Genomic DNA, 24,010 nt, shown 5'->3' with positions numbered 1-24,010 from the left:
ATGGGTTCCTTCTTCGGAGTGATTTATAGCGGTTCAGTGACCACTATGCTGTTCTTAAAATAGTTTTTCCATCTCTTCAGCTCTTGCAACCGCAGCTTGCATCGCTTTGGCGACAATCTCTGATAGGTGATTCTCATTAAAGGTGCGCAGAGCTTCAGCGGTTGTGCCGCCCTTAGATGTCACTTGTTCACGCAATGTCGAAAGCTCTGTGTCAGGGGTTGCGACAACCATCTCTGCGGCACCGAGTGCAGATTGCTGCACTAATTGGCGTGCCGTTTCAGGCGTAAAACCTTGTTTGATGGCTTCCGCTTGCATCGCTTCCATAAATAGGAAGAAGTAAGCTGGAGCACTACCTGCGGCAGCAATGATGTTGTTAATCCCAGATTCTTGTTCAACCCAAGTGACTTTGCCTACGGCTTGCATCAGCTGTGCCGCGAAGGTTTTATCACCTTCAGTTGCTTTGGCATTGGCAAACAAACCGCTCATGCCTTTGCCAACCAGCGATGGTGTATTTGGCATCACTCGAACAAGGCTCAGTGAAGAGTCTAGCATCTCATCAAATCGAGATGCGTTGATGCCTGCTGCAATTGAGATCACGAGTTTGTTGCTAAAATCGACCTGTTGGAGTGGCTTGCACACCTCTTCCATCATTTGTGGTTTTACAGAGAGTACCACTACGTCAGCCTGTGTAGCGGCGTCGATATTGTTACTGCTTGTATTGATACCGTACTCTTTTTCAAGCGGTATTCTGCGTGTTTCTGATGGTGCTGTCGCGGTAATTTTGTCAGCAGGGTAACCACTCGCAACTAAACCCGCCACGATAGAGCGTACCATGTTGCCTGCACCGATAAAGGCGATGTTCTTATGTTCCATATATACAATCCTGAGCTTCATCACCAGTTAAAAGCTGATGAGATAATACGATTAAAACTATTTTGCGTAATTACGTGCACCAAATATCGCTGTACCGATACGTACCATAGTACTTCCTGCTTCAACTGCAGCTTCCATGTCTCCGCTCATACCCATAGATAGTGTATCTATGTTGTCGTATTTTGAGCTGAGCTTTTGCTGCAAGCTTGAGAGTTGATTGAATGCAGCGAGTTGCGATTCATAATCCGACACGTTAGCAGGAATTGACATCAATCCTCTTAAAGTGAGGTTGGGAAGTGACGAAATCAACTCCGCCAGTGCAAAAACTGATTCTTCATCAGTCCCTGATTTTGAATCTTCACCACTGGTATTAACCTGAATGAGAACTTGAAGTGGTTCTAACCCTGCAGGACGCTGATCATTTAAGCGTTGAGCTATTTTATCGCGCTCAATGGAGTGCACCCACTGGAAGTTTTCTGCAATCGGTCGCGTTTTATTAGATTGGATTGGCCCAATAAAATGCCATTCCAAATTAAGGTTAGAATGTTGTTCTGAAAAGTGTTTTACTTTATCAACACCTTCTTGAACGTAGTTTTCACCAAAGGCAACCTGTCCTCCGAGTGCCGCTTCAAGAATCGCGTCATTCGGTTTTGTTTTACTAACGGCTAAAAGTTGCACCGACTCTGGAGTTCGGCCACATTTTTTCTCTGCAGTTCGAATCTGCGAGGTGATTTGCTCGATATTTTGTTGAATACTACTCATAGCTGACTTTACTTAAAGGAAAATAAATGGATATCACTGAGTTACTGGATTTTAGTGTAAAGCATAACGCGTCAGATCTACATCTTTCTGCGGGTGTATCTCCAATGGTACGTATAGATGGTGAAGTTAGGAAGCTCGGAATACCGGCTTTGAGCCATGCTGATGTCCATCGTTTGGTTTTTGAGATCATGAACGATTCACAGCGCAGTGAGTTTGAAGAGAAGCTGGAAGTCGACTTTTCATTTGAGTTGCCGAATGTTGGACGTTTTCGTGTGAATGCATTTAACCAGTCGCGTGGTTGTTCTGCGGTGTTTCGAACTATCCCAGTTGAGATCCCAACACTCGAGCAGTTAGGTGCTCCTGATATCTTTGAAAAGATTGCTAACTTTGAGAAAGGCTTGGTTTTAGTCACTGGCCCAACGGGTTCAGGTAAATCGACGACACTGGCGGCGATGGTTGATTATGTAAACCGTAACCACAACAAACACATCCTTACTATTGAAGACCCTATCGAATTTGTTCATACCAACAATAAGTGCCTAGTGAACCAGCGTGAGGTTCATCGTGATACTCACAGCTTTAAAGCGGCGCTGCGCAGTGCACTGCGTGAAGACCCAGACGTTATTTTAGTGGGAGAGTTACGTGACCAAGAGACGATCAGCTTAGCTTTAACTGCAGCTGAAACCGGCCACCTGGTGTTTGGTACGCTACATACTAGCTCTGCGGCTAAAACCGTTGACCGTATTATTGATGTGTTTCCAGGCAGTGATAAGGACATGGTGCGCTCAATGCTGTCTGAGTCATTGCGCTCGGTGATTGCTCAGAAGCTACTGAAGCGAGTAGGCGGAGGTCGTGTCGCTTGTCATGAGATTATGATGGCAACACCAGCTATTCGTAACTTGATTCGTGAGGATAAAGTCGCTCAGATGTATTCCATCATTCAAACAGGGGCTGCACATGGCATGCAAACAATGGAGCAAAATGCCAAACAGTTGATTGCTCAAGGCGTGGTGGACTCAGATGAAGTCCAAAACAAAATTGAAATCGAAACAGCACTGTTTTAATCAAAGGTATTGATAATGGAATTGAACCAGATCCTCGAGGGAATGCTGTCGCAAAAGGCGTCCGATCTTTATATCACGGTTGACGCGCCAGTGTTGTTTCGCGTGGATGGAGAGCTGCGTCCGCAAGGTGAAGTTCTCAATGAAGATCAAGTGTCACAGCTGCTAGACGCAATGATGGATCAAGAGCGACGTGACGAGTACCGTCAAACACGCGAGGCGAACTTTGCGATCGTTCGAGATAGTGGTCGCTTTCGTGTCAGTGCCTTCTTCCAGAGGGAGCTCCCTGGTGCAGTTATTCGTCGTATTGAAACTAATATCCCAACCTTTGAGCAGTTAAAGCTCCCGGATGTTTTACAAGACCTCTCAATCGCTAAGCGCGGCCTTGTGCTGGTGGTTGGTGCAACAGGTTCTGGTAAGTCGACGTCGATGGCAGCGATGACGGGGTATCGCAACCATAATCGCTCAGGTCATATTCTTACGGTGGAAGACCCGATTGAGTTTGTGCATGAGCACAAGAAGTGCATTGTCACCCAGCGTGAAGTGGGTTTAGATACAGAGAGCTACGAAATTGCGCTTAAGAATTCGTTACGCCAAGCACCCGATATGATCTTGATTGGTGAGATTCGAAGCCGTGAAACCATGGAATACGCGATGACCTTTGCTGAAACGGGGCATCTATGTATGGCAACGCTACATGCAAATAATGCCAACCAAGCGTTAGAACGTATTCTTCATTTGGTGCCGAAAGAGCAGAAAGAGCAGTTCTTGTTTGACCTGTCGATGAACCTACGTGGCGTTGTGGCGCAGCAGCTCATACGAGACAAAAATGGCAATGGTCGTCATGGTGTGTTTGAGATCTTACTCAACAGCCCACGTGTGTCAGATCTTATTCGTCGTGGTGATTTACATGAGCTCAAAGCAACGATGGCAAAGTCGAAAGAGATTGGAATGCAGACTTTCGATCAAGCATTGTATGACTTAGTTGTTGCAGGGAAAATCAGTGAAGAGGATGCATTCCACAGTGCTGACTCGGCGAACGATCTCAGGTTAATGTTAAAAACGCAGCGCGGTGACGGTGATTACGGCAGTGGTTCTCTGGCCGGCGTGAAAATTGATATGGGCTAAATAACAAAAGCCCTGAAAGAGTTCAGGGCTTTTAAATCTTTGAGTTTAATGAAGCTTAATTGTGTGAAAAACCGCGGTTGTCAGAGTAGTAACCTCTCTCTTTTTCAAGCTTTATTTTCTCAGGGTACTGATTACCACTGTAGCCTGAAGAGCTGTTTAATGAGCTACAAGCGGATATGGCGAGAACGGCAAACACAACTAGAATAATTTTCATAAGAACGTCCATTTTGATTATGGGTGCATCAGTGGTACGTCATAACTGAAGAGCGAGATCACAAAAAAGTCGAACTATTGACCACTTAATTTTTTCTATGAATATTGTGCTTCAAACCAGCTTTCTAGGATCACCACAGCAGATTGGTTATCAACATTACCTTTACTCAAGGCTTTATAGCCGCCCATGTCAAACAGCTCAGCGCGCGCTTCAGCCGTAGAGAGTCTCTCATCGTGCAGTTCAACATCAACACCAAAACGTCCCTTTAGGCGGTTAGCAAACTTTTTTGCTCGTGGGGTAATAGTCTCTAGCTCTTTTCCGTGAAGATCTGTTGGATATCCAACAACAATGAGATCGGGTTGCCACTCTTTGATCTGCTTTTCAATATCGTCCCAATTGGGGATGCCATCTTTTGCTTTAAAGGCTTTTAATGGGCTCGCTGTGCCTGTGATTTCTTGACCAATAGCGCTACCGATACTTTTTGTACCGTAATCGAATGCCATAATTGTACGTGACATAGTGTTTCCAAATTGATGAGATGGATAAAGGTTATGCGTGACCAGATTCTGCCGACAGCTGCGCCGCGTTGATTCCGAGCATCTGAACGGCGACTTTCCAACGCTCTGCGATAGGGGTGTCAAAGATGACTTTAGGGTCGGCCTCAACAGTGAGCCAAGAGTTCTCAGTCAGTTCTGTTTCTAGCTGTCCGGGTTCCCAACCTGCGTAGCCTAAAGCGACAACGTAGTGTTGAGGCTCATCCTCGGTGCCTAGAACCGTAAGAATGTCACGCGATGTCGTGACAGAGAGCTGATCCGTCATGCTGATACTGGATTGGTAATTGCCGTTAGGCTTATGCAGAATAAAGCCTCTGTCTTCAGCAACAGGGCCGCCACTTAAGACGGGTTTGTCTAAACTGGCTTGATTCAACTTAGGCTGGGTGGCATCGATTTCAACCTGTTTGAGCATATTGCCTACAGTGACGTTAATGGGAGCGTTAATCATCAGCCCCATTGCTCCTTCGTCGTTGTGTTCACAAAGGTAGATCACTGAGTTTTGGAAGTAAGGATCTTTCATTCCAGGCATTGCGACCAGAAAATGGTTAGTGAGATTCATAGTACCTCCTGCTCTAAAGGAAAAGGAGCGGCTGGGTCGCCGCTCTCATGCTAACTCAGTCAGCTAATATTATTGTCTAATGATAAGCTTAGGTTATTTTGCGCTGATACGGCGTTCAATCGCATCCATTAGTTTACCGGTAATCGAGATATCAAAGGCGCCTTCAATTTCACGAATACAAGTTGGGCTAGTTACGTTGATCTCTGTTAGCTTATCACCAATCACATCAAGACCAACAAAAATCAGTCCTTTCTCTTTTAGAGTTGGAGCAACTGCTTTGGCGATTGCCCAGTCAGTTTCGCTAAGAGGACGTGCTTCCCCTGTTCCGCCCGCTGCTAGGTTGCCACGCGTTTCGCCTTTTGCTGGGATTCGTGCTAGGCAGTAAGGCATTGGCTCCCCATCCACCACAAGAATACGCTTGTCACCATTGCTGATGTCTGGAACGAAAGTTTGAGCCATTGCGTAGTTCTGGCCGTGATTAGTTAGTGTCTCAATGATCACAGATACGTTTGGATCACCTTCTTTTACTCGGAAGATAGAAGCGCCACCCATGCCATCAAGAGGCTTAAGAATCACATCACCATGCTTCTCACGGAACTCTTTAATCTTTTCCGCTTTACGTGTAACGATAGTGGTTGGCGTTAGCTCTGGGAACCACGCTGTGAACAGTTTTTCGTTACAATCACGAAGGCTTTGTGGTTTGTTTACGATGAGTGCACCGTTCTCTTCTGCACGCTCTAGGATGTAAGTCGCATAGATGTACTCAGTATCAAACGGAGGATCTTTACGCATTAGAACAGCATCGAGGTCAGACAGTGCGATAGTTTGCTCTGACTTGAATTCATACCAGCCGTTTGGATCTTCTTGAAGTTCAACAACCTTAGTATCCGCAATCGCAACACCTTGATCTAGGTGAAGATCGTTCATCTCCATGTAATGGATTTCGTAGCCGCGACGTTGCGCTTCAAGCATCATGGCAAAGCTAGAGTCTTTTTTGATGTTGATGGACGAAATAGGGTCCATCACAATACCGAGTTTGATCATTATTTTTCTCCGTTTAACCAAGATCGCCGAAACGAACTTGTAAAGCTGTAATTGCAGTTAGAGCCGCAGTCTCCGTGCGTAGAACACGTGGACCAAGTAGCGTCTCTTCAAATTTATATTGTTCTGTCATGCTGATCTCTTCAGCTGACAAACCACCCTCTGGACCAATCAGCAGTCGAACCTTGCTAATAGGCTCTGGCAGAGTGTTGATTGAGTACTTAGCTCTAGGGTGTAGGTTTAACTTAAGCGCTTCGCTTGGCTCACTGCACCACTCTTCGAGCTGCATGATAGGGCGAATTACAGGTACGGTGTTACGACCACACTGCTCACAGGCGGCAATCGCAATCTTCTGCCATTGAGCTAGCTTTTTCTCGAAGCGTTTTGCATCAAGCTTCACGCCGCAGCGTTCAGAGATGAGTGGGGTAATGGTGTTGACGCCAAGCTCTACCGATTTTTGGATGGTGAATTCCATCTTATCGCCGCGAGAGATAACTTGACCAAGATGCAGGTCGAGCGGTGACTCACTGCTGCGCTCGATACGCTCTGTCACGTTAACCGTCACATTTTTCTTCGATACTTCGGTGATCTCAGCCGGAAACTCAGCTCCGCTACCATCAAAAAGCAGAACCTCTTGGCCCTCTTTCATGCGCAATACGCGTCCAACATGCCCTGCAGCATCCTCGCCAAGTGCAAGAGAACCTAATTGTTGAATGGGTTCAGGGTGGTGAATTCGAGGGATTCTCATGTTGGTTGACCTGTAAATTGTTAATCTGGGGTTTAATATCTCAGCCTAACATGGATGCGCGATGAAGAAAAAACAAGGGCAGCGCCAGAGTTTCAAAGTAATTTGAAACTCTGGTATCCAAAACAGAGATTTAAGGAGGCAAGGTGGGTTACTTACAATTCTCGTAAACAAACGGGTTATGGTTGCCTTGAATGCGGAAAATACGTTCATCACGAGTACATTCCCACTCATCGACAGGGAATTGCTTATTCCATGCCATCATCAAGTTAGTTTGTTGTTTCGATAGCTTGAAGCCGTATTCTTTGCTCATGTACAGATAGGTACGCGCAATCGAACCTTTGGCGCGATCGGGTGGCATTACCTTGCGCTGTTTGAAGTTGACCTGCATCTCACATTGGCCATAGCTAACGCCATCAACACCATTCCATTGGCTGAAGTTGTAGTTAGAGCGATCACCATTCACTTCTCCGATTGCAGGAGTTAGGTTATGGAGGTCGGCTTCCATTGATTTAAAAACCTTGTCATTGCGGGTGCAGTTCTTACGACCGCCATTCTGCCAACACTGGCGCTGGTGGCCGAATTGCCATGCCGGCACCACATGCTCCCACTCGATGCGAGAAGCTCGCCTCTGCTGCTTTCTGACTTCATAGCCGCATCCTTCAAGGTCAGGAATCCCTTTCTTTTTATCCTTCCAAGTAATGTCACAACCACAATAAAAAGAGGTTGGATGGTCAAGGTAGATTTTTACGGCTTCGCGTTTGGCTTTGGAAAAAGAGCTTGGTGGTGCGGCGAAAACGCTTTGGGTCACCAGTAGGCCAAATAGTGCTGAGAGGTAAAAAGACACCGATAGGCCAAATGCTTTTGAAGGTGATTTTCTCATGTAAAAAGACTGATAAAAGTATGATAATTATCAGTCTAGCACTCAAATGACATTTTTCTCTATTACATTTTGTTGCTAGCTCTATTGTGTCTAGCTGAGCTGTTTACCGGTGAAAGTGAGTAGCTGGTTGCATTGCTGACAGCGGTAGCTTGCTTGATTGCGCTGCACTTTATTGTGACGGCGGATGGTCAGGGGGTAGAGGGTACAGCCGCAGTTGTATTCAAATGTTTTCCCTTGAACTGAGTTCACCGAAAAGCTATGCGTGGTCTTTGCTGGCACCTTGAATACCTGCTCCATCACATACCGCCACTCTTTACCATGAGGCTTAACACGGCCAAAGACTTGGTGGGTAATAAGGTGAGCTATTTCATGAGGGATCACCTCTGCAATAAAGGCGTCTTGATTTTCATTGAACAGCACCGAATTTAGACGTATCTCATTGAGTTGAAGATAAGCTTTGCCTGCTGCTTTTCCTCGTACTTGGTAAGTTAGCTTTGGTATTGGAAATTGGCGAGAGAAGTGCGAGTTTGCAATATAAATACATTCCGCCAACTTCTTATTGGCTCGATGATGCAATGGGTTGTAAGACGACAAAGATGAGACTCCAAACAAAAGGCCTTAGCTAGATGCTAAGGCCTTATCCTATCATTGGTTCTGATCGAGATCAGGTACTACATATGGTGATTTTTCTTGATCGTCTCACGGTAGGCGTGCCATGTACCGTAGCCGAGTAGTGGCATGGTTACGATCATACCGACACCATAAGTGGCAAACCCGATTAAGATACCGCCGCAAATGATAGCCGCCCAGACCACCATCGCCGGCAGGTTCGATTTCACTGCGTTGAAACTAGTGAATATCGCACTCATCACGTCAACTCGGCGCTCCATCATAAGTGGAATAGAGAAGGCTGAGATACTGAAAATCAGGCTAGCGATAACGAAGCCGACGACAGAGCCCGTGATTAAGAAAGGAGCAAATTCAGCCAGCGGTGCTCCTTGCACTGACGGGTATAGAGCATGCAGTAGAGCAGCGATTCTCATCCAGAAAATCATCGCAACCATCAATACAATCGCAAATGCCCATTGGTGGGTTGAGTTGCGAGTGATGGCCTTCATTGAATGGAATAAACTGGCGTTGTGGCCTTTCTCTCTCTCCCAACTAGCGTCATATAAGCCGAGAGCCAAAAACGGCCCAATCAGCATGTAGACAATCAGGCTCGGCATAACCACTAGGTATGTGCCTTGCCATTGCACCAGCTGAACAATCGCAACGGCAGCGGCCATAAAACATAAGCCATAGAATGCGCTGATCATCGGCATTCGCACTAGATCGTGAAGCGCGAGTGAGAGCCAATGAAAGGGCGCAGAAATACTGACTTGGTTGCATGGAATAGTGCGAGCGTATTCACTGTCACTCACCCTATTTTTGTCTTTTTTAAAATCGGATGGATTTGCGGTACGAGGCATAACTTCCCCTTAGTTAACATAACGTCCTGGATTCAACCTCATTTGTCCTCACAGCGGCTGGCAGCGAGTCATCTTGGTTGAGCTGTTATTGAAATATCATGTCCTAGAGAGCCGTCTCGCGTTGCCTAACGGGGTGTAATTTAACCAGTTGTTGCACCAAATGTGAGCTTGATCGCCTAGGAGTACTTTAACTATTGTCACTACTGCTAAAAAACACAAATTATCCGAGATGTTTTTGAGTGGAATTTTATTAGAGAAATTGACGAAATATGGCAGGGAGTTAGAGGTAACTGCATAAAAATAAAGCCCTTACTGGCGGGTAAGGGCTTTTGGAAATTTTTTGCTTGGCGCGAAATTATTTTAGGCCAGCAAAGTCAGCTAGGATTGCTGCTTTGTCGGTTGCTTCCCAAGGGAACTCTTCGCGACCGAAGTGGCCGTAAGCTGCTGTCTGCTTATAGATCGGTTGAAGAAGGTTCAGCATCTCTTGCAGGCCGTATGGACGTAGGTCGAAGTTTTGACGAACGGCTTCAATGATGATGTCGTGAGATACTTTTTCAGTACCGAAAGTCTCAACCATGATAGATGTTGGATCAGCAACACCGATAGCGTAAGAAAGTTGGATTTCACAACGGTCTGCCATGCCAGCCGCAACGATGTTTTTAGCAACGTAACGAGCTGCGTAAGCTGCGCTGCGGTCAACCTTTGATGGATCTTTACCAGAGAATGCGCCACCACCGTGACGAGCTGCACCGCCGTACGTATCTACGATGATTTTACGACCCGTTAGACCACAGTCACCCATTGGACCACCGATAACGAAACGGCCGGTTGGGTTGATGAAGAAGTTAGTGTCTTTAGTAATCCACTCTGAAGGTAGTACTGGCTTGATGATCTCTTCCATTACTGCTTCACGTAGGTCAGGTGTTGTTACTGAATCACAGTGCTGAGTTGAAAGAACAACAGCGTCTATACCAACGATCTTGCCTTGGTCGTATTGGAAAGTAACTTGTGATTTCGCATCTGGACGAAGGAAATCTAGCTTGCCGCTCTTACGCACTTCAGCTTGTTTTTTAACAAGTAGGTGAGAGTAAGTAATTGGTGCTGGCATTAGGATTTCAGTTTCGTTTGTTGCGTAACCGAACATGATGCCTTGGTCACCTGCACCTTGCTCTTTAGGGTCAGCTTTATCAACACCTTGGTTGATGTCTGGAGACTGCTTACCAATTGTATTTAGTACAGCACAAGAGTCAGCATCAAAGCCCATGTCAGAGTGAACGTAACCAATTTCACGAACGGTTTCACGAGTGATCTCTTCGATATCAACCCATGCAGACGTTGTTACTTCACCGCCAACCATAACCATGCCCGTTTTCACGTATGTCTCACAAGCAACACGTGCTTTAGGATCCTGTTCTAAGATGGCATCAAGAACAGCATCAGAGATTTGGTCTGCAATTTTATCTGGATGGCCTTCTGAAACAGATTCAGAAGTGAAAAGGTGCTTAGCCATGAGAGCTCCACTTTTAGTATTAGGTGCAAAGTTTCTATCTGCGTCGCAGAGGGTTGCGCCGAGATCAAATTCAATAATTTCTGTAGGTGTTTCTACATCTAGACGTCTATTCTAAATTCCAACGGTCGAATTACAAGCTCTTTTTTATGATATGTCATAACCAAACGATTGCTTTCTCACTTATGCTAGTCCGTTAAAAACTAGGGAAATGTTGTAAAAGTGCGAAAACTGACCTTGAAAACCTCAGCAAAACGTTTGCAGTCACCATAGGCGTTTGAGAGAATAACCGCGCTAACAACTAGCAATTATTTCTCATTTTTCAAATCGCTTATGCACTCAGGAGCAGACATGCCTTCTCGTAAAGATCTCGCAAATGCAATCCGCGCACTTAGTATGGACGGTGTTCAACAAGCTAATTCAGGCCACCCAGGCGCACCTATGGGTATGGCTGACATCGCTGAAGTTCTTTGGCGTGGTCACTTGAACCACAACCCAGCAAATCCAGAGTGGGCAGACCGCGACCGTTTTGTACTGTCAAACGGCCACGGTTCAATGCTAATTTACTCTCTGCTTCACCTAAGCGGTTATGAGCTATCTATTGAAGATCTTAAGAACTTCCGTCAACTTCACTCTAAGACGCCAGGTCACCCAGAGTATGGCTACGCACCGGGTATCGAAACGACAACAGGTCCTCTAGGCCAAGGTATCACTAACGCAGTTGGTATGGCGATGGCTGAGAAAGCATTGGCTGCTCAGTTCAACAAAGAAGGCCACGACATCGTTGACCACTTCACTTATGCATTCATGGGTGATGGCTGTCTGATGGAAGGTATCTCTCACGAAGCATGTTCTCTAGCTGGTACGCTAGGTCTTGGTAAGCTTATCGCTTTCTGGGATGACAACGGCATCTCTATCGATGGTGAAGTTGAAGGTTGGTTCTCTGACGACACGCCTAAGCGTTTTGAAGCATACGGCTGGCACGTAATCCCAGCGGTAGACGGTCACGATATCGAAGCAATCAACGCTGCAATCGTTGCTGCTAAAGCAGACCCGCGTCCAACGCTTATCTGTACTAAAACGATCATCGGTTTTGGTTCTCCAAACAAATCAGGCTCTCACGACTGTCACGGCGCACCACTAGGTCACGACGAAATCGCAGCAACGAAAGAAGCACTAGGCTGGGCTCACGGTCCATTTGAAGTTCCAGCAGACATCTACGCTGAGTGGGATGCAAAAGAAGCAGGTGCTGAGAAAGAAGCGGCTTGGAACGCGAAATTTGACGCGTACGCGGCGGCTTACCCAGCAGAAGCAGCAGAGCTTAAGCGTCGTCTGAATGGCGAACTACCAGCAGAGTGGGAAGAGAAAGCAAACCAAATCATTGCTGATCTTCAAGCAAACCCTGCTGATATCGCATCACGTAAAGCATCTCAAAACGCACTAGAAGCGTTTGGTCAAATGCTTCCAGAATTTATGGGCGGCTCTGCTGACCTAGCACCTTCGAACCTAACTATGTGGTCTGGTTCTAAGTCTCTAGAAGCAAATGACTTCTCTGGTAACTACATCCACTACGGTGTACGTGAATTCGGTATGACGGCGATCATGAACGGTATCGCACTACATGGTGGTTTCGTTCCTTACGGCGCAACATTCCTAATGTTCATGGAATACGCACGTAACGCAATGCGCATGGCTGCTCTGATGAAAGTTCAGAACATCCAAGTTTACACGCACGATTCTATCGGTCTTGGCGAAGATGGCCCAACTCACCAACCTGTTGAGCAAATGGCATCACTTCGTCTAACACCGAACATGAGCACATGGCGTCCATGTGACCAGGTTGAGTCTGCAGTGGCTTGGAAACTGGCTATCGAGCGTAAAGACGCACCAACGTCTCTAATCTTCTCTCGTCAAAACCTTGCACAACAACCTCGTGATGCAGAGCAAGTAGCGAACATCGCAAAAGGTGCTTACATCCTGAAAGATTGTGAAGGTAAGCCAGAGCTTATCCTTATCGCAACGGGTTCTGAGGTTGAGCTAGCAGTAGAAGCGGCGGCGCAACTGACGGCCGAAGGCAAAAAAGTACGCGTTGTTTCAATGCCATCTACTGATGCATTCGACAAGCAAGACGCGGCTTACCGCGAAGAAGTTCTACCGTCAGACGTAACAGCACGTATCGCTATTGAAGCGGGTATTGCTGACTTCTGGTACAAGTACGTTGGCTTCGACGGTCGCATCATCGGTATGACAACATTCGGTGAATCTGCACCAGCTGGCGAACTATTCAAGATGTTTGGCTTTACTACTGAGAACGTAGTAAGCACAGCTCAAGAGCTTCTAGCTTAATGTGAGTTATCCACGAAGGCCTGAGTGCTGAAGTGAAAATAGAGAACCGAGCTCTGAGTAGCTCGGTTTTTTATTGGTTGTCATGAATTATTTTTAGCGAGTTAGATCACTCAACTAATGCCTTTTAGGTAGGATTCGGTTATCATCTGTTGCACGAAATTTTGGTTAGATGTATGGAACTATGCTAAAAGTCGCAATCAACGGATTTGGAAGAATAGGGCGCAATGTTCTAAGAGCGCTTTATGAAAGTGGCAAAAGCCAACAAATCAAAGTCGTCGCAGTTAATGAGTTAGCACAACCTGATGCTATGGCTCATCTGCTTCAATACGACACCAGTCACGGCCGTTTCGGCAAGAAAATCTCGAACGATCAAGAGCATATTTATATTCATCATGAAAGTGGTGAAATCGACAGTGTTCGTATTCTCCATTTAGCTGAAATTGACCTACTCCCTTGGCGCGATCTTGAAGTGGATATCGTGCTGGATTGTACCGGCGTGTATGGTTGTCGTGCCGATGGCCTCGCTCATATCGAAGCTGGCGCTAAAAAGGTGCTGTTCTCACACCCAGGTGCGAACGACCTCGACAACACCATTATCTACGGTGTTAACCACGATTCTATTAAAGCCAGCGACCGCATTGTTTCCAATGGTTCTTGTACCACCAACTGTATCGTACCTATCATCAAGGTTCTTGATGAGGCGTTTGGTATTGATTCTGGCACTATCACTACGATTCACTCGTCGATGAATGACCAACAGGTGATTGACGCTTACCACTCGGACTTGCGTCGTACTCGAGCGGCAAGCCAATCTATTATTCCGGTCGATACCAAGCTTCATAAAGGTATTGAACGAATCTTTCCGAAATTTTCTAACAAGTTTGAAGCGATTTCTGTGCGAGTACCGACGGTTAACGTTACAGCAATGGATCTAAGTGTCACAATTAATACGAATGTGAAAGTTAATGACGTAAATCAAACCATTGTTAAGGCATCTCAGTGTACATTACACAACATCGTTGACTATACTGAAGCACCGCTTGTATCCATCGACTTTAATCACGATCCTCATAGCGCGATTGTGGATGGTACTCAAACCAGAGTGAGCAACGGCCACTTAGTAAAAATGCTAGTGTGGTGTGATAATGAATGGGGCTTTGCAAACCGAATGCTGGATACGGTACTTGCAATGCAGGCTTCCGAAGGCGAGAAGTAGAGCCCGGACGCAAATATGCGGATTATTTATTTTTAAGCTTGAAATAAATCCCAAGTATCCACATATTATGACCAGTTGAAGAATTTATAGGCTTAGCAGGGTTGCTGAGTTTCCAAAACTTTATATTTATTTAAATTTGAGAGGACAAATCATGTCTGTGATCAAGATGACTGACCTGGAACTAGCAGGTAAACGCGTATTTATCCGTGCTGACCTAAACGTACCAGTAAAAGACGGTAAAGTAACTTCAGATGCTCGTATCCTTGCATCTCTACCAACTATCAAGCTTTGTCTAGAAGCTGGTGCAAAAGTAATGGTTACTTCACACCTTGGTCGCCCAACGGAAGGCGAGTACAACGAAGAGTTCTCTCTACAACCTGTAGTTAACTACCTAAACGACGCACTAGACTGCGAAGTTAAACTAGCTAAAGACTACCTAAACGGCCTAGAGCTAAACGCTGGTGAGCTCGTTGTTCTAGAAAACGTTCGCTTCAACAAAGGCGAGAAGAAGAACGAAGAAGAGCTATCTAAAGCATACGCATCTCTATGTGACATCTTCGTAATGGATGCATTCGGTACGGCTCACCGTGCACAAGCATCTACTCACGGCGTTGGTACTTACGCTCCTGTAGCGTGTGCTGGTCCTCTTCTTGCTGCTGAGCTAGAAGCACTAGGTAAAGCAATGGACAACCCAGAGCGTCCACTTGTGGCTATCGTTGGTGGTTCTAAAGTTTCTACTAAACTGACGGTTCTTGAGTCTCTATCTAAAGTTGCTGACCAACTTGTTGTTGGTGGTGGTATCGCGAACACCTTCATCGCTGCGGAAGGCCATAACGTAGGTAAGTCTCTATACGAAGCAGACCTAGTTGAAACCGCTCAAAAGCTAATGAAAGAGTGTGCTATCCCAGTTGCAACTGACGTAGCATGTGCAAAAGCATTCGATGAGAACGCAGAAGCTGAAATCAAGCACGTTTCTGAAGTTGCAGACGACGACATGATCTTTGACCTAGGTCCAGAATCAACAGCGGCTCTAGCTGAAATCATCGGCAACGCTAAAACTATCCTTTGGAACGGTCCTGTAGGCGTATTCGAGTTCAAGAACTTCGAAGCGGGTACAGCAGGTATCTCTAAAGCAATCGCTGAGTCTGCAGGTTTCTCTGTAGCAGGTGGTGGTGACACGCTAGCAGCTATCGACAAGTTCGGTATCAAAGCTGACGTTTCTTACATCTCTACTGGCGGCGGTGCTTTCCTTGAGTTCGTTGAAGGTAAAGTACTTCCAGCAGTTGCTATGCTAGAAGAGCGCGCTAAGGCGTAATGAATATGAAGGCGGGTGACTATACCCGCCTTTAACGTTTGCTGCATGTCACACTTTTTTGCTAGAATGGCACAAGTTGTGAGCAAACGTTTGCAAGTTTTTAAACTTAAGTTTTTTAATCTTAAAACGATAGAATAAATAGGACTATTTCCATGTCTAAGATCTTCGATTTTGTAAAACCTGGTGTGATTTCTGGCGATGACGTACAGAAAGTATTTGAAGTAGCAAAAGAGAACAAGTTTGCTCTTCCAGCAGTAAACGTTGTAGGTACAGACTCTGTAAACGCAGTACTAGAAGCAGCTGCAAAAGTTAAGTCTCCAGTTGTTGTTCAATTCTCTAACGGCGGTGCTGCTTTCTTCGCAGGTAAAGGCGTGAAACTTGAAGGTCAAGGCGCTCAAATCCTTGGTGCTGTAGCTGGTGCTAAATACGTACACGCTGTAGCTGAAGCTTACGGTGTTCCAGTTATTCTTCACACTGACCACGCTGCTAAGAAACTTCTTCCTTGGATCGACGGTCTACTAGACGCTGGTGAAGAGTTCTTCGCTCAAACTGGTAAGCCTCTATTCTCTTCTCACATGCTAGACCTTTCTGAAGAGTCTCTAGAAGAGAACATCGAAACATGTGCTAAGTACCTAGAGCGCATGGCTAAAATGAACATGACAATCGAGATCGAACTTGGTTGTACTGGTGGTGAAGAAGACGGCGTTGATAACTCTGATATGGACGCATCTGAGCTTTACACTTCTCCAGAAGACGTTGCTTACGCATACGAGAAACTAAGCGCTGTTTCACACCGTTTCACTATCGCTGCATCTTTCGGTAACGTACACGGTGTATACAAGCCAGGTAACGTTGTTCTAACTCCAACTATCCTACGTGACTCTCAAGCATACTGTGCAGAGAAGTTCGGTATCGCACCTAACGCTCTAAACTTCGTATTCCACGGTGGTTCTGGTTCTACTGAAGCAGAAATCCAAGAGTCTATCGGCTACGGTGTTATCAAAATGAACATCGATACTGATACTCAGTGGGCTACATGGGATGGTATCCGTCAGTACGAAGCTGACAACCGTGACTACCTACAAGGTCAAATCGGTAACCCAACTGGCGAAGACGCGCCAAACAAGAAGTACTACGATCCACGCGTATGGCTACGTGCTGGTCAAACTTCTATGGTTGCTCGTCTTGAGAAAGCATTCGCTGACCTTAACGCTGTAGACGTACTATAATTCTTTCGAATTAGGTCACTCTAAAGTTTTGTAAACCCGCTCTATGAGCGGGTTTTTTTATATCTGATAAAAACTTGTAGGAAATATGTGAAATTCCTAGCGTGCGGTGAATAAATTTCGTAGTCTTTTAGCTATCGGTATTTGTCTTTATGCGTAAGTTTCCTTTATTCAAGAACTTACATAAATATGACTTTGCAATCTGTCAAAGATAGGATATCGTGCCGAAAAACAGGAGGTAGCCCCCCCTGTTTAGTAAGAAGGACTTAGCCAATATTTTTTTAAGATAATGATTTCTTTATATAAAATGAAATTGTTCGCGCTTTAATTGCAGTGGTTGGTTTAAGACAGTTTAGCTCGTAGCATATTACATAGAGGATGCATATTATGGCTGAAAGCTCTAGCGAATTTGAGACCCCAATTGTGGATGGCCTCTCGAATGCAGAACAGTGGTTAACGAATAACTCAGATCTCTTTATTCAATACGGTGTAAATATTATTTCAGCACTGGTTATCCTATTTATCGGTAACATTATCGTTAAAGCGGTCGCGAACAGTGTCTCTAAAGTGCTTCAGAAGAAAAATATGGACCGTGCAGTCGTAGAGTTTATCCACGGCTTAGTACGTTACCTGTTGTTCGTTATTGTTCTGATTGCTGCTCTTGGTCGCTTAGGGGTTCAAACTGCCTCGGTTGTTGCTGTAATTGGTGCGGCAGGTTTAGCGGTAGGTCTTGCGCTACAAGGTTCATTATCTAACTTTGCTGCAGGTGTATTGATTGTTGCATTCCGTCCATTTAAGTCTGGTGACTATGTTGAGATTGGTGGTGTAGCGGGTTCTGTTGATTCTATTCAGATTTTTCAAACGGTTCTGACAACGCCAGATAACAAAATGATTGTCGTACCAAACGGCAGCGTTATCGGTAGCCCAATCACGAACTACTCACGTCATGCAACTCGCCGTATCGATCTGATGATTGGTGTTTCCTATGGATCTGATCTGCAAAAGACGAAAGAACTATTAACGCGAATCTGTGAGTCAGATGAGCGCATATTAAAAGAACCAGGTATTAAAGTGGGTGTTCATACTCTGGCGGATTCTTCAGTTAACTTCGTGGTTCGCCCGTGGGTAAAGACTGCAGACTACTGGAACGTTTATTTCGATCTAATGCAAGCAATTAAAGAAGGCTTGGATAAAGAAGGTATCGAAATCCCATTCCCACAAATGGATGTTCACGTAAACAAAGTTGAAGCATAAGCTTTAAATTGACTTTGGTAGCGATAAGCTTTTGATAGAGGCGGGTAACTTTGGTTATCCGCCTTTTTTCAATTTAGACTCATTCTTCTTATTGCTGTTTCACTTCTTCTCTTTGTATATTTTGATTTTTCTCTCTATCGAACCTAGGCCACAACGAGGCTTTTAGCATCGCATACAAGGGCTTTCTTACCTCTTGTCCTCCCAAAATAGCCAATAGACATAAACCACCAGGAATCAGAACCATCATGAGCAAAGGTCGAAGTAGGTAAGAGAAGCAAAAGATCGTGGGTAGAAAAATCAGTACTTGTCCAAGTTTGTTTAATATATTCATCATATCCGAAACTCCAAGAGTAATTGAGCGTGCTCATTTTTTATAATTGAGCGCGCTCAATTTGTCAAATGTGAGCGCTAAGAGTATGATCAAGATTGATTTAACAAGGGTGCATTTTTGTGAGTAAGAGAGAGGCAACGAAACAGAAGATCTTAGTGTCTGCTTGGGAACTGTTTGGAGAGAATGGTTACGACAACACAACAACCCGACAGATTGCTCGTCACGCGGGCGTGGCAGATGGCACAGTATTTAGTCATTTTGAAACCAAGCTGACGATCCTTCGAGAAGGGATGCTAGCGCAGTTGGAGAAAGTTGGTCGGGAAGTCTTAACGTTTGACCAAGATAAGAGCGCGTTGAGCATTGGTACTTCGCTGATTGAACACTACTATCGCTATTATTTTGATAATGTTGAATTAAGTCGAGTGTTGCTCAAAGAGGTCATTTGGGATTTGGACTACTACCGTACGTTTGATCAAGCACTGATTCAGGCGGTTAATGTCAGTCCGTCAATGTCTGAAAAAATGCCGTTGATTATGGATAGCTATTTCATGACTTTGATTAGACACTTGAGCCAACCAGAACCAAGCCTTGAAGCTGCGTTGAATGAACTGAATAAAAAAATTCGAATCATTCTAGCGTAACGCATTGTGTCATCAGGTTACTTACGGCTGTTCAGGCTTGGTCTATAGTACTTGCTCTTCTCGTCGTTACCAGTATTGCTCGATTAATCCATTGGCAAGCACTGCTGCAATAGTGAACATCATGGTCGCGACTGCGATATCAATGCCTTTTTTCACTTTTGGCTTTGATAATGTTGGGCCTAGCTTTGCTGCACCTAGCGAGAGTGAATAGAACCAAACAAAAGAGGCAAGGATAGTCCCTAAAGCGAAAGCAAGACGATCATTGCCTTCAAATTGACCGCCAATCGAGCCTAATATAACCACAGTGTCCAGATACAAATGAGGGTTTAGTATGGTCACTGCTAATGCCCCTAGGATCACAGTACGCTTGCCACGTGCTAACACTTCCCCCTTTGATTCATGTTCTGCTTCTGTTTTAAAAGCACTTTTCAGAGATAGCAAACCATATACGCTTAAGAAGGCAATACCACCCAGTGTCACTGAGGTCAGTAGAATCTCGTTTTGAGATAGGATAGCACCGCCCCCAAAAATGCCGAGTGAAATAAACAGTGTATCCAAAAGGCTACAGATGGTTGCAGTGGTGAGGTGGTGATTGCGCTTAATACCCTGATTCAAGACATAGGCGTTCTGTGCACCAATAGGAATAATCATGCTCGCACCCAATCCAAACCCTTGCAATAAAACCCAAAAACTCATTTTTACCTCCGCATAATCTGTTGAAACCTTAATGTTAGAGAGAAGATACGCTTAGATTTTTAATAAGTATAATTAATGATTTTAATGTAATATTAGAGATGCTTATGCTGTGAGTGGCTGTTGAGTTGAGAGGAAGAGAAGTGTGCGTGGATTAGACTACAAATGGTTAGAGGCTCTTGATTCTGTGGTGAATCAGCGAAGTTTTGAGCGAGCTGCAGAGCATCTCTATATCTCTCAATCTGCAGTGTCACAACGGATTAAACAGCTCGAGAAGTGGCTTGCGCAGCCAGTATTAATTCGTGAAACACCGCCTCGGCCAACGCCTGCCGGTAAAAAGCTGTTGGGGTTATATCGAAGAGTGCGCCTGCTTGAACATGAGCTCGTCCCCGAGTTGATGAACGAAGAGAGTAGCCAAGCGCTGTCAGTTTCAATTGCGACCAATGCAGATAGTCTCGCGACTTGGTTATTGCCAGCACTGTCGGATGTAATGAAAACGAGACAAGTTGAGTTAAATATGGCCATTCATGGTGAGGCGAGGACCATCGCTAAACTGAAAAATGGGGAAGTTGCTGGCGCGATCAGTTTAGAGTCTCAAGCGATTCCAGGATGTCGCGCAGATTATTTAGGTCGAATGGATTATGTGTGCGTCGCAAGTCCTGAATTTTATCAGCGCTACTTCTCAGAAGGTGTTAACTACGCAACCCTCAAGCGTGCCCCGGCTGTCTCTTACGATCAGTATGATGATTTACATAAGAAGTTTCTTCATGATCACTTTAATGTGCCAAGAGATGCCGTGATTAATCATACGGTGGGTAGCTCAGAGGCATTTGTTCGTATTGCAATGTCCAGTGTTGCGTATTGTTTGATTCCGCGCTTACAGATCGTTGAGGAGCTAGAATCAGGCTCTCTGATTGATATCACACCGGGTTTCTTGCTCTCCTATCGAATCTATTGGCATCACTGGCAGCTGGAGAGTGGGGTTCTCAAAGAGATTTCACAGGCCATTCTCAACTATGCGCATCAACACCTTCCTCAGTAAGCTGACGGTTTTTACAGCGTAAAAGTTATGTAAGAAGTTCAATATCACGTTGGTATCGCGATAAATTACTCATATGATGAAAGGACATTTGCTTAGCATGGGTTTTCCTAATGAAGTTAGTTCCAAATATGTTAGCGACATCTCTTACTCTGACTGCAGCTCTGAGTGTTATCAGTTTTCCATCATGGGCTGAAGTGACCAGCTTTCCTCATCTTTCAACGACCGGTTATGGTGAAGTCGTTGCCAAGCCAGATATGGCGACTTTCTCTGTCAAGGTAGTTGAATCAACCATGACAGCTGAGCAAGCAAAAGGCACGGTGGACAGAGTGGTTAGCGGGTTTCTGAATAAGCTAGAAGAAGCGGGCATCGATAAAACCAGTATTCAAAGTTCTAACCTATATCTTGCGCCTCAGTATCACTATCCGAAAGAGGGCAAGCCAGAACTCGTGGGTTATCGAGCATCGCGTAATATCACGGTGCAGGTTGAAGATTTAGCAAACTTAAATCGTTATTTGGACATTGCGTTAAGCGAAGGAATCAATCAGGTAGACAACATTCAGCTACAGGTGCGAGACCAAGCCAAGTATCAAGAGATGGCTCGCCTCAAAGCGATTAAAGATGCGCAGAGTAAGGCTAAGTCTTTAGCTGATGGTTTCGATAAAGAACTCGGTAATGTGTGGCGTATTGATTACAACGCACAGTACGCACAACCGGTTTTGATGCGCTCTATGGCTATGGATTCAAGAACAGAATCTAACTCATATCAAGATTCTACAATCACGATTCGCGATCGTGTTGATGTGATCTATCAGCTTGAAGAGTAATTGGATCATTATGATCTAATTGCCTACAGTAGGCCAAATACTAAAAAGGCTCTCGTAATGAGAGCCTTTTTTACATCAGCTAAACGGAGAGATTAGTGAAGTAGACGAGCACGAATCGTGCCTTCAATCTCTTTGAGCTTCAGCAGTGCTTCTTCAGAGCGATCCGCTTCGACATCAATCACTACGTAACCCATGTCGGCTGCCGTTTGTAGGTACTGACCTGCAATGTTAATGCCTTCTTCAGCGAAGATGGTGTTGATTTGAGTCAGGATACCTGGACGGTTCTCGTGGATGTGCAGTAGGCGTGATGTACCTGTATGCAGCGGTAGAGATACCTCTGGGAAGTTAACACTTGATAGTGTTGAACCGTTATCTGAGTACTTCGCCAGTTTACCCGCTACTTCTACACCGATGTTCTCTTGCGCTTCCTGTGTAGAACCACCTACGTGCGGTGTTAGGATAACATTGTCGAACTGCATTAATGGTGACTCAAATGGGTCAGCATTGGTTTTCGGTTCTGTTGGGAATACATCAATCGCTGCACCACCTAAGTGACCAGAATCAAGCGCACCGCATAGTGCTGGGATATCTACAACCGTGCCACGCGCCGCGTTGATGAAGATAGCGCCCGGCTTCATGCGGTCAAACTCTTCTTTACCCATCATGTTCTTGGTTTCGTTGGTTTCAGGAACATGCAGAGAAATTACATCACACTTATTTAAAAGCTCAGTCATGGTATGAACTTGCGTTGCGTTACCTAGCGACAGCTTGTTCTCGATGTCGTAGAAATAAACGCGCATACCTAAGTTTTCAGCAATGATACCCAACTGAGTACCGATGTGACCGTAACCTATGATGCCTAAGCGTTTACCACGCGCTTCGTAAGAGTTGTCTGCACTCTTTTTCCAAATACCACGGTGTGCAAGTGCGTTCTTCTCTGGAATGCCACGAAGAAGTAGAAGTACCTGACCTAATACCAGCTCAGCAACACTACGCGTGTTTGAGAAAGGTGCGTTAAACACAGGAACGCCGCGCTTAGCTGCTGCGTCTAGGTCAACTTGGTTAGTACCGATACAGAAACAGCCGATTGCAACCAGCTTTTCTGCAGCGTCGATCACTTCTTGGGATAGATTTGTACGAGAACGGATACCGATAAAGTGCGCATCTTTAACTGCTTCTAGTAGCTCTTCTTCAGGTAAGGAGCCTTTATGGTATTCAATATTGGTATAACCGGCGGCTTGTAGTACTTCAACTGAAGAAGGGTGAAGTCCCTCTAACAGCAGAATTTTAATCTTATCTTTTTCCAGTGAAACTTTGGCCATTGTTCTCGTCCTTTAAAATGGAAAGGTTGGGCAAATGCGGCGCACGTGCTACAAAATGGCTTAAGGGGATAAAACTAACCATTTTGTTAGGAGACAAACGTTTTCCCTGTGCGTCTTCTGAACAATAAAGTAACAAAAAAAAAATGATTTGGGTAAGAAAATTACGGAATAAGCCATAATTTTACAGACGCTAAGCAAAAAAAACGGTGCCCTTAGGCACCGTATGTAATGAAGTAACAGAAAGTAGCACTATTACTGGTTTGTTATTCTTCGATTTTTGCGCCTTCAGGGGTACCTGTAATGACAACATCCGCACCACGGTGAGCAAATAGACCAACAGTTACCACACCAGCAATACCGTTAATGATGTCTTCCATCTGTTTTGGATTTTCAATCGCCATGCCGTGCACGTCTAAGATCACGTTGCCGTTATCTGTGATACAGCCTTCACGGTAAACCGGGTCACCACCTAGTTTTACAAGCTCGCGCGCTACATAAGAGCGAGCCATTGGGATTACTTCTACTGGCAGTGGGAATTTGCCAAGTACGTCAACGGCTTTAGTACCATCAACAATACAAACAAATTTGTCAGAGATTGCAGCAACAATCTTTTCACGAGTAAGAGCCGCGCCGCCGCCTTTAATCATGTCACGAGTTGGGTTGATTTCGTCCGCGCCATCAACGTAGATGTCGAGTTTCGCAACGTCGTTACACTCATACACTTTGATTTCTAGTTCTTCTAGACGTTGTGTAGATGCTACAGAGCTAGAAACGGCACCTTTAATCTTGTCTTTCATTGTGCCTAGTGCGTCGATGAAGTGATTTACTGTAGAGCCAGTACCAACACCCACAATGCTGCCTTCTTCAACATACTGAAGTGCTGCCCAACCAGCCGCTTTTTTCATTTCATCTTGAGTCATGCCAATCTCCTGAATAGGTCGTGCTTTTTTTGGATAAATAGAGCGTACGTGTAAGTTAACGTTTGCGGGGCGGATTATAGCGCT

General features: G+C 45.1%; 25 protein-coding genes. 10 read left to right on the top strand and 15 right to left on the bottom strand.

What is annotated here, in order from left to right:
• Nucleotides 1-54: 54 nt before the first annotated feature.
• Nucleotides 55-873, bottom strand: a complete 819-nt coding sequence (proC, locus tag vsple_RS12005) for a pyrroline-5-carboxylate reductase (RefSeq protein WP_261882114.1) — start codon at nt 871-873, stop codon at nt 55-57.
• A 57-nt stretch (nt 874-930) separates the two neighbouring features.
• The gene (locus vsple_RS12000; RefSeq protein ID WP_255229873.1) at nt 931-1,635 is read right to left on the bottom strand and encodes a YggS family pyridoxal phosphate-dependent enzyme; all 705 of its coding nucleotides are present in this window, start codon (nt 1,633-1,635) and stop codon (nt 931-933) included.
• Between the two features lie 26 nt (nt 1,636-1,661).
• Between vsple_RS12000 and vsple_RS11995 the strand changes: the two genes are divergently transcribed.
• Together vsple_RS11995 and vsple_RS11990 are read left to right on the top strand one after the other, a co-directional pair.
• Nucleotides 1,662-2,699 carry a type IV pilus twitching motility protein PilT gene (locus vsple_RS11995; protein WP_261882113.1) on the top strand — a complete coding sequence of 346 codons (1,038 nt, stop codon included), beginning with the start codon at nt 1,662-1,664 and terminating at the stop codon, nt 2,697-2,699.
• Nucleotides 2,700-2,714: 15 nt separating this feature from the next.
• Entirely contained in the window at nt 2,715-3,824 is a 1,110-nt protein-coding gene (locus vsple_RS11990) for a PilT/PilU family type 4a pilus ATPase (protein WP_261882112.1), read from the top strand.
• Between the two features lie 55 nt (nt 3,825-3,879).
• Here vsple_RS11990 and vsple_RS11985 read toward each other — a convergent pair whose 3' ends face one another.
• From vsple_RS11985 to metK, 9 genes are all read right to left on the bottom strand, one after another.
• Nucleotides 3,880-4,038, bottom strand: coding sequence for a hypothetical protein (locus tag vsple_RS11985; protein WP_261882111.1), 159 nt, complete (start codon nt 4,036-4,038; stop codon nt 3,880-3,882).
• Nucleotides 4,039-4,133: 95 nt separating this feature from the next.
• Nucleotides 4,134-4,556, bottom strand: coding sequence for a Holliday junction resolvase RuvX (gene ruvX, locus vsple_RS11980; protein WP_032549845.1), 423 nt, complete (start codon nt 4,554-4,556; stop codon nt 4,134-4,136).
• Between the two features lie 31 nt (nt 4,557-4,587).
• A complete protein-coding gene (locus vsple_RS11975; protein WP_261882110.1) occupies nt 4,588-5,151 on the bottom strand; it encodes a YqgE/AlgH family protein in 564 nt (187 codons plus the stop codon).
• A 93-nt stretch (nt 5,152-5,244) separates the two neighbouring features.
• Nucleotides 5,245-6,195, bottom strand: coding sequence for a glutathione synthase (gene gshB / locus vsple_RS11970; RefSeq protein ID WP_261882109.1), 951 nt, complete (start codon nt 6,193-6,195; stop codon nt 5,245-5,247).
• A 13-nt stretch (nt 6,196-6,208) separates the two neighbouring features.
• Complete coding sequence (gene rsmE / locus vsple_RS11965; RefSeq protein WP_150869304.1) at nt 6,209-6,940, bottom strand: 16S rRNA (uracil(1498)-N(3))-methyltransferase; 732 nt, start codon at nt 6,938-6,940, stop codon at nt 6,209-6,211.
• 148 nt (nt 6,941-7,088) lie between these two features.
• Nucleotides 7,089-7,820, bottom strand: a complete 732-nt coding sequence (locus vsple_RS11960) for an endonuclease (protein WP_261882108.1) — start codon at nt 7,818-7,820, stop codon at nt 7,089-7,091.
• 90 nt (nt 7,821-7,910) lie between these two features.
• The gene (locus vsple_RS11955) at nt 7,911-8,414 is read right to left on the bottom strand and encodes a SprT family zinc-dependent metalloprotease (RefSeq protein ID WP_261882107.1); all 504 of its coding nucleotides are present in this window, start codon (nt 8,412-8,414) and stop codon (nt 7,911-7,913) included.
• Between the two features lie 77 nt (nt 8,415-8,491).
• Nucleotides 8,492-9,289 (bottom strand): DUF2189 domain-containing protein, encoded by a 798-nt coding sequence (locus vsple_RS11950; protein ID WP_261882106.1) that lies wholly within the window; start codon nt 9,287-9,289, stop codon nt 8,492-8,494.
• A gap of 355 nt (nt 9,290-9,644) precedes the next feature.
• A complete protein-coding gene (gene metK, locus vsple_RS11945) occupies nt 9,645-10,799 on the bottom strand; it encodes a methionine adenosyltransferase (protein ID WP_261882105.1) in 1,155 nt (384 codons plus the stop codon).
• Nucleotides 10,800-11,147: 348 nt separating this feature from the next.
• Here metK and tkt point away from each other — a divergent pair, with 348 nt between their 5' ends.
• The 5 genes from tkt to mscS all read left to right on the top strand — a co-directional run bounded on the left by tkt (nt 11,148) and on the right by mscS (nt 18,153).
• Nucleotides 11,148-13,142: a transketolase gene (tkt, locus tag vsple_RS11940; RefSeq protein WP_261882104.1), complete on the top strand. Its 1,995-nt coding sequence runs from the start codon at nt 11,148-11,150 to the stop codon at nt 13,140-13,142.
• Between the two features lie 181 nt (nt 13,143-13,323).
• Complete coding sequence (gene epd, locus vsple_RS11935; protein ID WP_261882103.1) at nt 13,324-14,358, top strand: erythrose-4-phosphate dehydrogenase; 1,035 nt, start codon at nt 13,324-13,326, stop codon at nt 14,356-14,358.
• A 151-nt stretch (nt 14,359-14,509) separates the two neighbouring features.
• Entirely contained in the window at nt 14,510-15,673 is a 1,164-nt protein-coding gene (locus vsple_RS11930) for a phosphoglycerate kinase (RefSeq protein ID WP_255229884.1), read from the top strand.
• A 152-nt stretch (nt 15,674-15,825) separates the two neighbouring features.
• On the top strand, nt 15,826-16,902 hold the full coding sequence (gene fbaA / locus vsple_RS11925; RefSeq protein ID WP_255229885.1) for a class II fructose-bisphosphate aldolase: 1,077 nt from the start codon (nt 15,826-15,828) through the stop codon (nt 16,900-16,902).
• Nucleotides 16,903-17,286: 384 nt separating this feature from the next.
• The gene (gene mscS / locus vsple_RS11920) at nt 17,287-18,153 is read left to right on the top strand and encodes a small-conductance mechanosensitive channel MscS (RefSeq protein WP_261882102.1); all 867 of its coding nucleotides are present in this window, start codon (nt 17,287-17,289) and stop codon (nt 18,151-18,153) included.
• 88 nt (nt 18,154-18,241) lie between these two features.
• Here mscS and vsple_RS11915 read toward each other — a convergent pair whose 3' ends face one another.
• Nucleotides 18,242-18,487 (bottom strand): hypothetical protein, encoded by a 246-nt coding sequence (locus vsple_RS11915; protein WP_261882101.1) that lies wholly within the window; start codon nt 18,485-18,487, stop codon nt 18,242-18,244.
• A gap of 116 nt (nt 18,488-18,603) precedes the next feature.
• On the opposite strand from vsple_RS11915, the gene vsple_RS11910 reads away from it, so the two are divergent.
• Nucleotides 18,604-19,125: a TetR/AcrR family transcriptional regulator gene (locus vsple_RS11910; protein ID WP_255229887.1), complete on the top strand. Its 522-nt coding sequence runs from the start codon at nt 18,604-18,606 to the stop codon at nt 19,123-19,125.
• Between the two features lie 66 nt (nt 19,126-19,191).
• Here the strand turns inward: vsple_RS11910 and vsple_RS11905 are convergent, their stop codons facing one another.
• On the bottom strand, nt 19,192-19,821 hold the full coding sequence (locus vsple_RS11905; protein WP_261882100.1) for a LysE/ArgO family amino acid transporter: 630 nt from the start codon (nt 19,819-19,821) through the stop codon (nt 19,192-19,194).
• A 142-nt stretch (nt 19,822-19,963) separates the two neighbouring features.
• Between vsple_RS11905 and vsple_RS11900 the strand changes: the two genes are divergently transcribed.
• Nucleotides 19,964-20,860, top strand: coding sequence for a LysR family transcriptional regulator ArgP (locus vsple_RS11900; RefSeq protein ID WP_261882099.1), 897 nt, complete (start codon nt 19,964-19,966; stop codon nt 20,858-20,860).
• Nucleotides 20,861-20,970: 110 nt separating this feature from the next.
• The gene (locus vsple_RS11895; protein WP_255229890.1) at nt 20,971-21,684 is read left to right on the top strand and encodes an oxidative stress defense protein; all 714 of its coding nucleotides are present in this window, start codon (nt 20,971-20,973) and stop codon (nt 21,682-21,684) included.
• A 92-nt stretch (nt 21,685-21,776) separates the two neighbouring features.
• Here the strand turns inward: vsple_RS11895 and serA are convergent, their stop codons facing one another.
• The gene (gene serA / locus vsple_RS11890) at nt 21,777-23,006 is read right to left on the bottom strand and encodes a phosphoglycerate dehydrogenase (protein WP_032549826.1); all 1,230 of its coding nucleotides are present in this window, start codon (nt 23,004-23,006) and stop codon (nt 21,777-21,779) included.
• Between the two features lie 263 nt (nt 23,007-23,269).
• A complete protein-coding gene (gene rpiA / locus vsple_RS11885) occupies nt 23,270-23,926 on the bottom strand; it encodes a ribose-5-phosphate isomerase RpiA (RefSeq protein WP_261882098.1) in 657 nt (218 codons plus the stop codon).
• Between the last annotated feature and the right edge of the window lie 84 nt (nt 23,927-24,010).

The sequence above is a fragment of the Vibrio pelagius genome, assembly GCF_024347575.1.
In the GTDB taxonomy this organism is placed as follows: domain Bacteria; phylum Pseudomonadota; class Gammaproteobacteria; order Enterobacterales; family Vibrionaceae; genus Vibrio; species Vibrio pelagius.
This window is presented reverse-complemented; position numbering and strand designations above follow the sequence as displayed.

Coding starts and splice junctions, on each gene's coding strand:
- epd (WP_261882103.1), top strand. CDS start 13,324: ATGCTAAAAGTCGCAATCAACGGATTTGGAAGAATAGGGCGCAATGTT.
- mscS (WP_261882102.1), top strand. CDS start 17,287: ATGGCTGAAAGCTCTAGCGAATTTGAGACCCCAATTGTGGATGGCCTC.
- vsple_RS11985 (WP_261882111.1), bottom strand. CDS start 4,038: ATGAAAATTATTCTAGTTGTGTTTGCCGTTCTCGCCATATCCGCTTGT.
- vsple_RS11960 (WP_261882108.1), bottom strand. CDS start 7,820: ATGAGAAAATCACCTTCAAAAGCATTTGGCCTATCGGTGTCTTTTTAC.
- vsple_RS11895 (WP_255229890.1), top strand. CDS start 20,971: ATGAAGTTAGTTCCAAATATGTTAGCGACATCTCTTACTCTGACTGCA.
- ruvX (WP_032549845.1), bottom strand. CDS start 4,556: ATGTCACGTACAATTATGGCATTCGATTACGGTACAAAAAGTATCGGT.
- rpiA (WP_261882098.1), bottom strand. CDS start 23,926: ATGACTCAAGATGAAATGAAAAAAGCGGCTGGTTGGGCAGCACTTCAG.
- metK (WP_261882105.1), bottom strand. CDS start 10,799: ATGGCTAAGCACCTTTTCACTTCTGAATCTGTTTCAGAAGGCCATCCA.
- tkt (WP_261882104.1), top strand. CDS start 11,148: ATGCCTTCTCGTAAAGATCTCGCAAATGCAATCCGCGCACTTAGTATG.
- rsmE (WP_150869304.1), bottom strand. CDS start 6,940: ATGAGAATCCCTCGAATTCACCACCCTGAACCCATTCAACAATTAGGT.
- gshB (WP_261882109.1), bottom strand. CDS start 6,195: ATGATCAAACTCGGTATTGTGATGGACCCTATTTCGTCCATCAACATC.
- vsple_RS11950 (WP_261882106.1), bottom strand. CDS start 9,289: ATGCCTCGTACCGCAAATCCATCCGATTTTAAAAAAGACAAAAATAGG.
- serA (WP_032549826.1), bottom strand. CDS start 23,006: ATGGCCAAAGTTTCACTGGAAAAAGATAAGATTAAAATTCTGCTGTTA.
- vsple_RS12000 (WP_255229873.1), bottom strand. CDS start 1,635: ATGAGTAGTATTCAACAAAATATCGAGCAAATCACCTCGCAGATTCGA.
- fbaA (WP_255229885.1), top strand. CDS start 15,826: ATGTCTAAGATCTTCGATTTTGTAAAACCTGGTGTGATTTCTGGCGAT.
- vsple_RS11905 (WP_261882100.1), bottom strand. CDS start 19,821: ATGAGTTTTTGGGTTTTATTGCAAGGGTTTGGATTGGGTGCGAGCATG.
- vsple_RS11995 (WP_261882113.1), top strand. CDS start 1,662: ATGGATATCACTGAGTTACTGGATTTTAGTGTAAAGCATAACGCGTCA.
- proC (WP_261882114.1), bottom strand. CDS start 873: ATGGAACATAAGAACATCGCCTTTATCGGTGCAGGCAACATGGTACGC.
- vsple_RS11915 (WP_261882101.1), bottom strand. CDS start 18,487: ATGATGAATATATTAAACAAACTTGGACAAGTACTGATTTTTCTACCC.
- vsple_RS11930 (WP_255229884.1), top strand. CDS start 14,510: ATGTCTGTGATCAAGATGACTGACCTGGAACTAGCAGGTAAACGCGTA.
- vsple_RS11975 (WP_261882110.1), bottom strand. CDS start 5,151: ATGAATCTCACTAACCATTTTCTGGTCGCAATGCCTGGAATGAAAGAT.
- vsple_RS11990 (WP_261882112.1), top strand. CDS start 2,715: ATGGAATTGAACCAGATCCTCGAGGGAATGCTGTCGCAAAAGGCGTCC.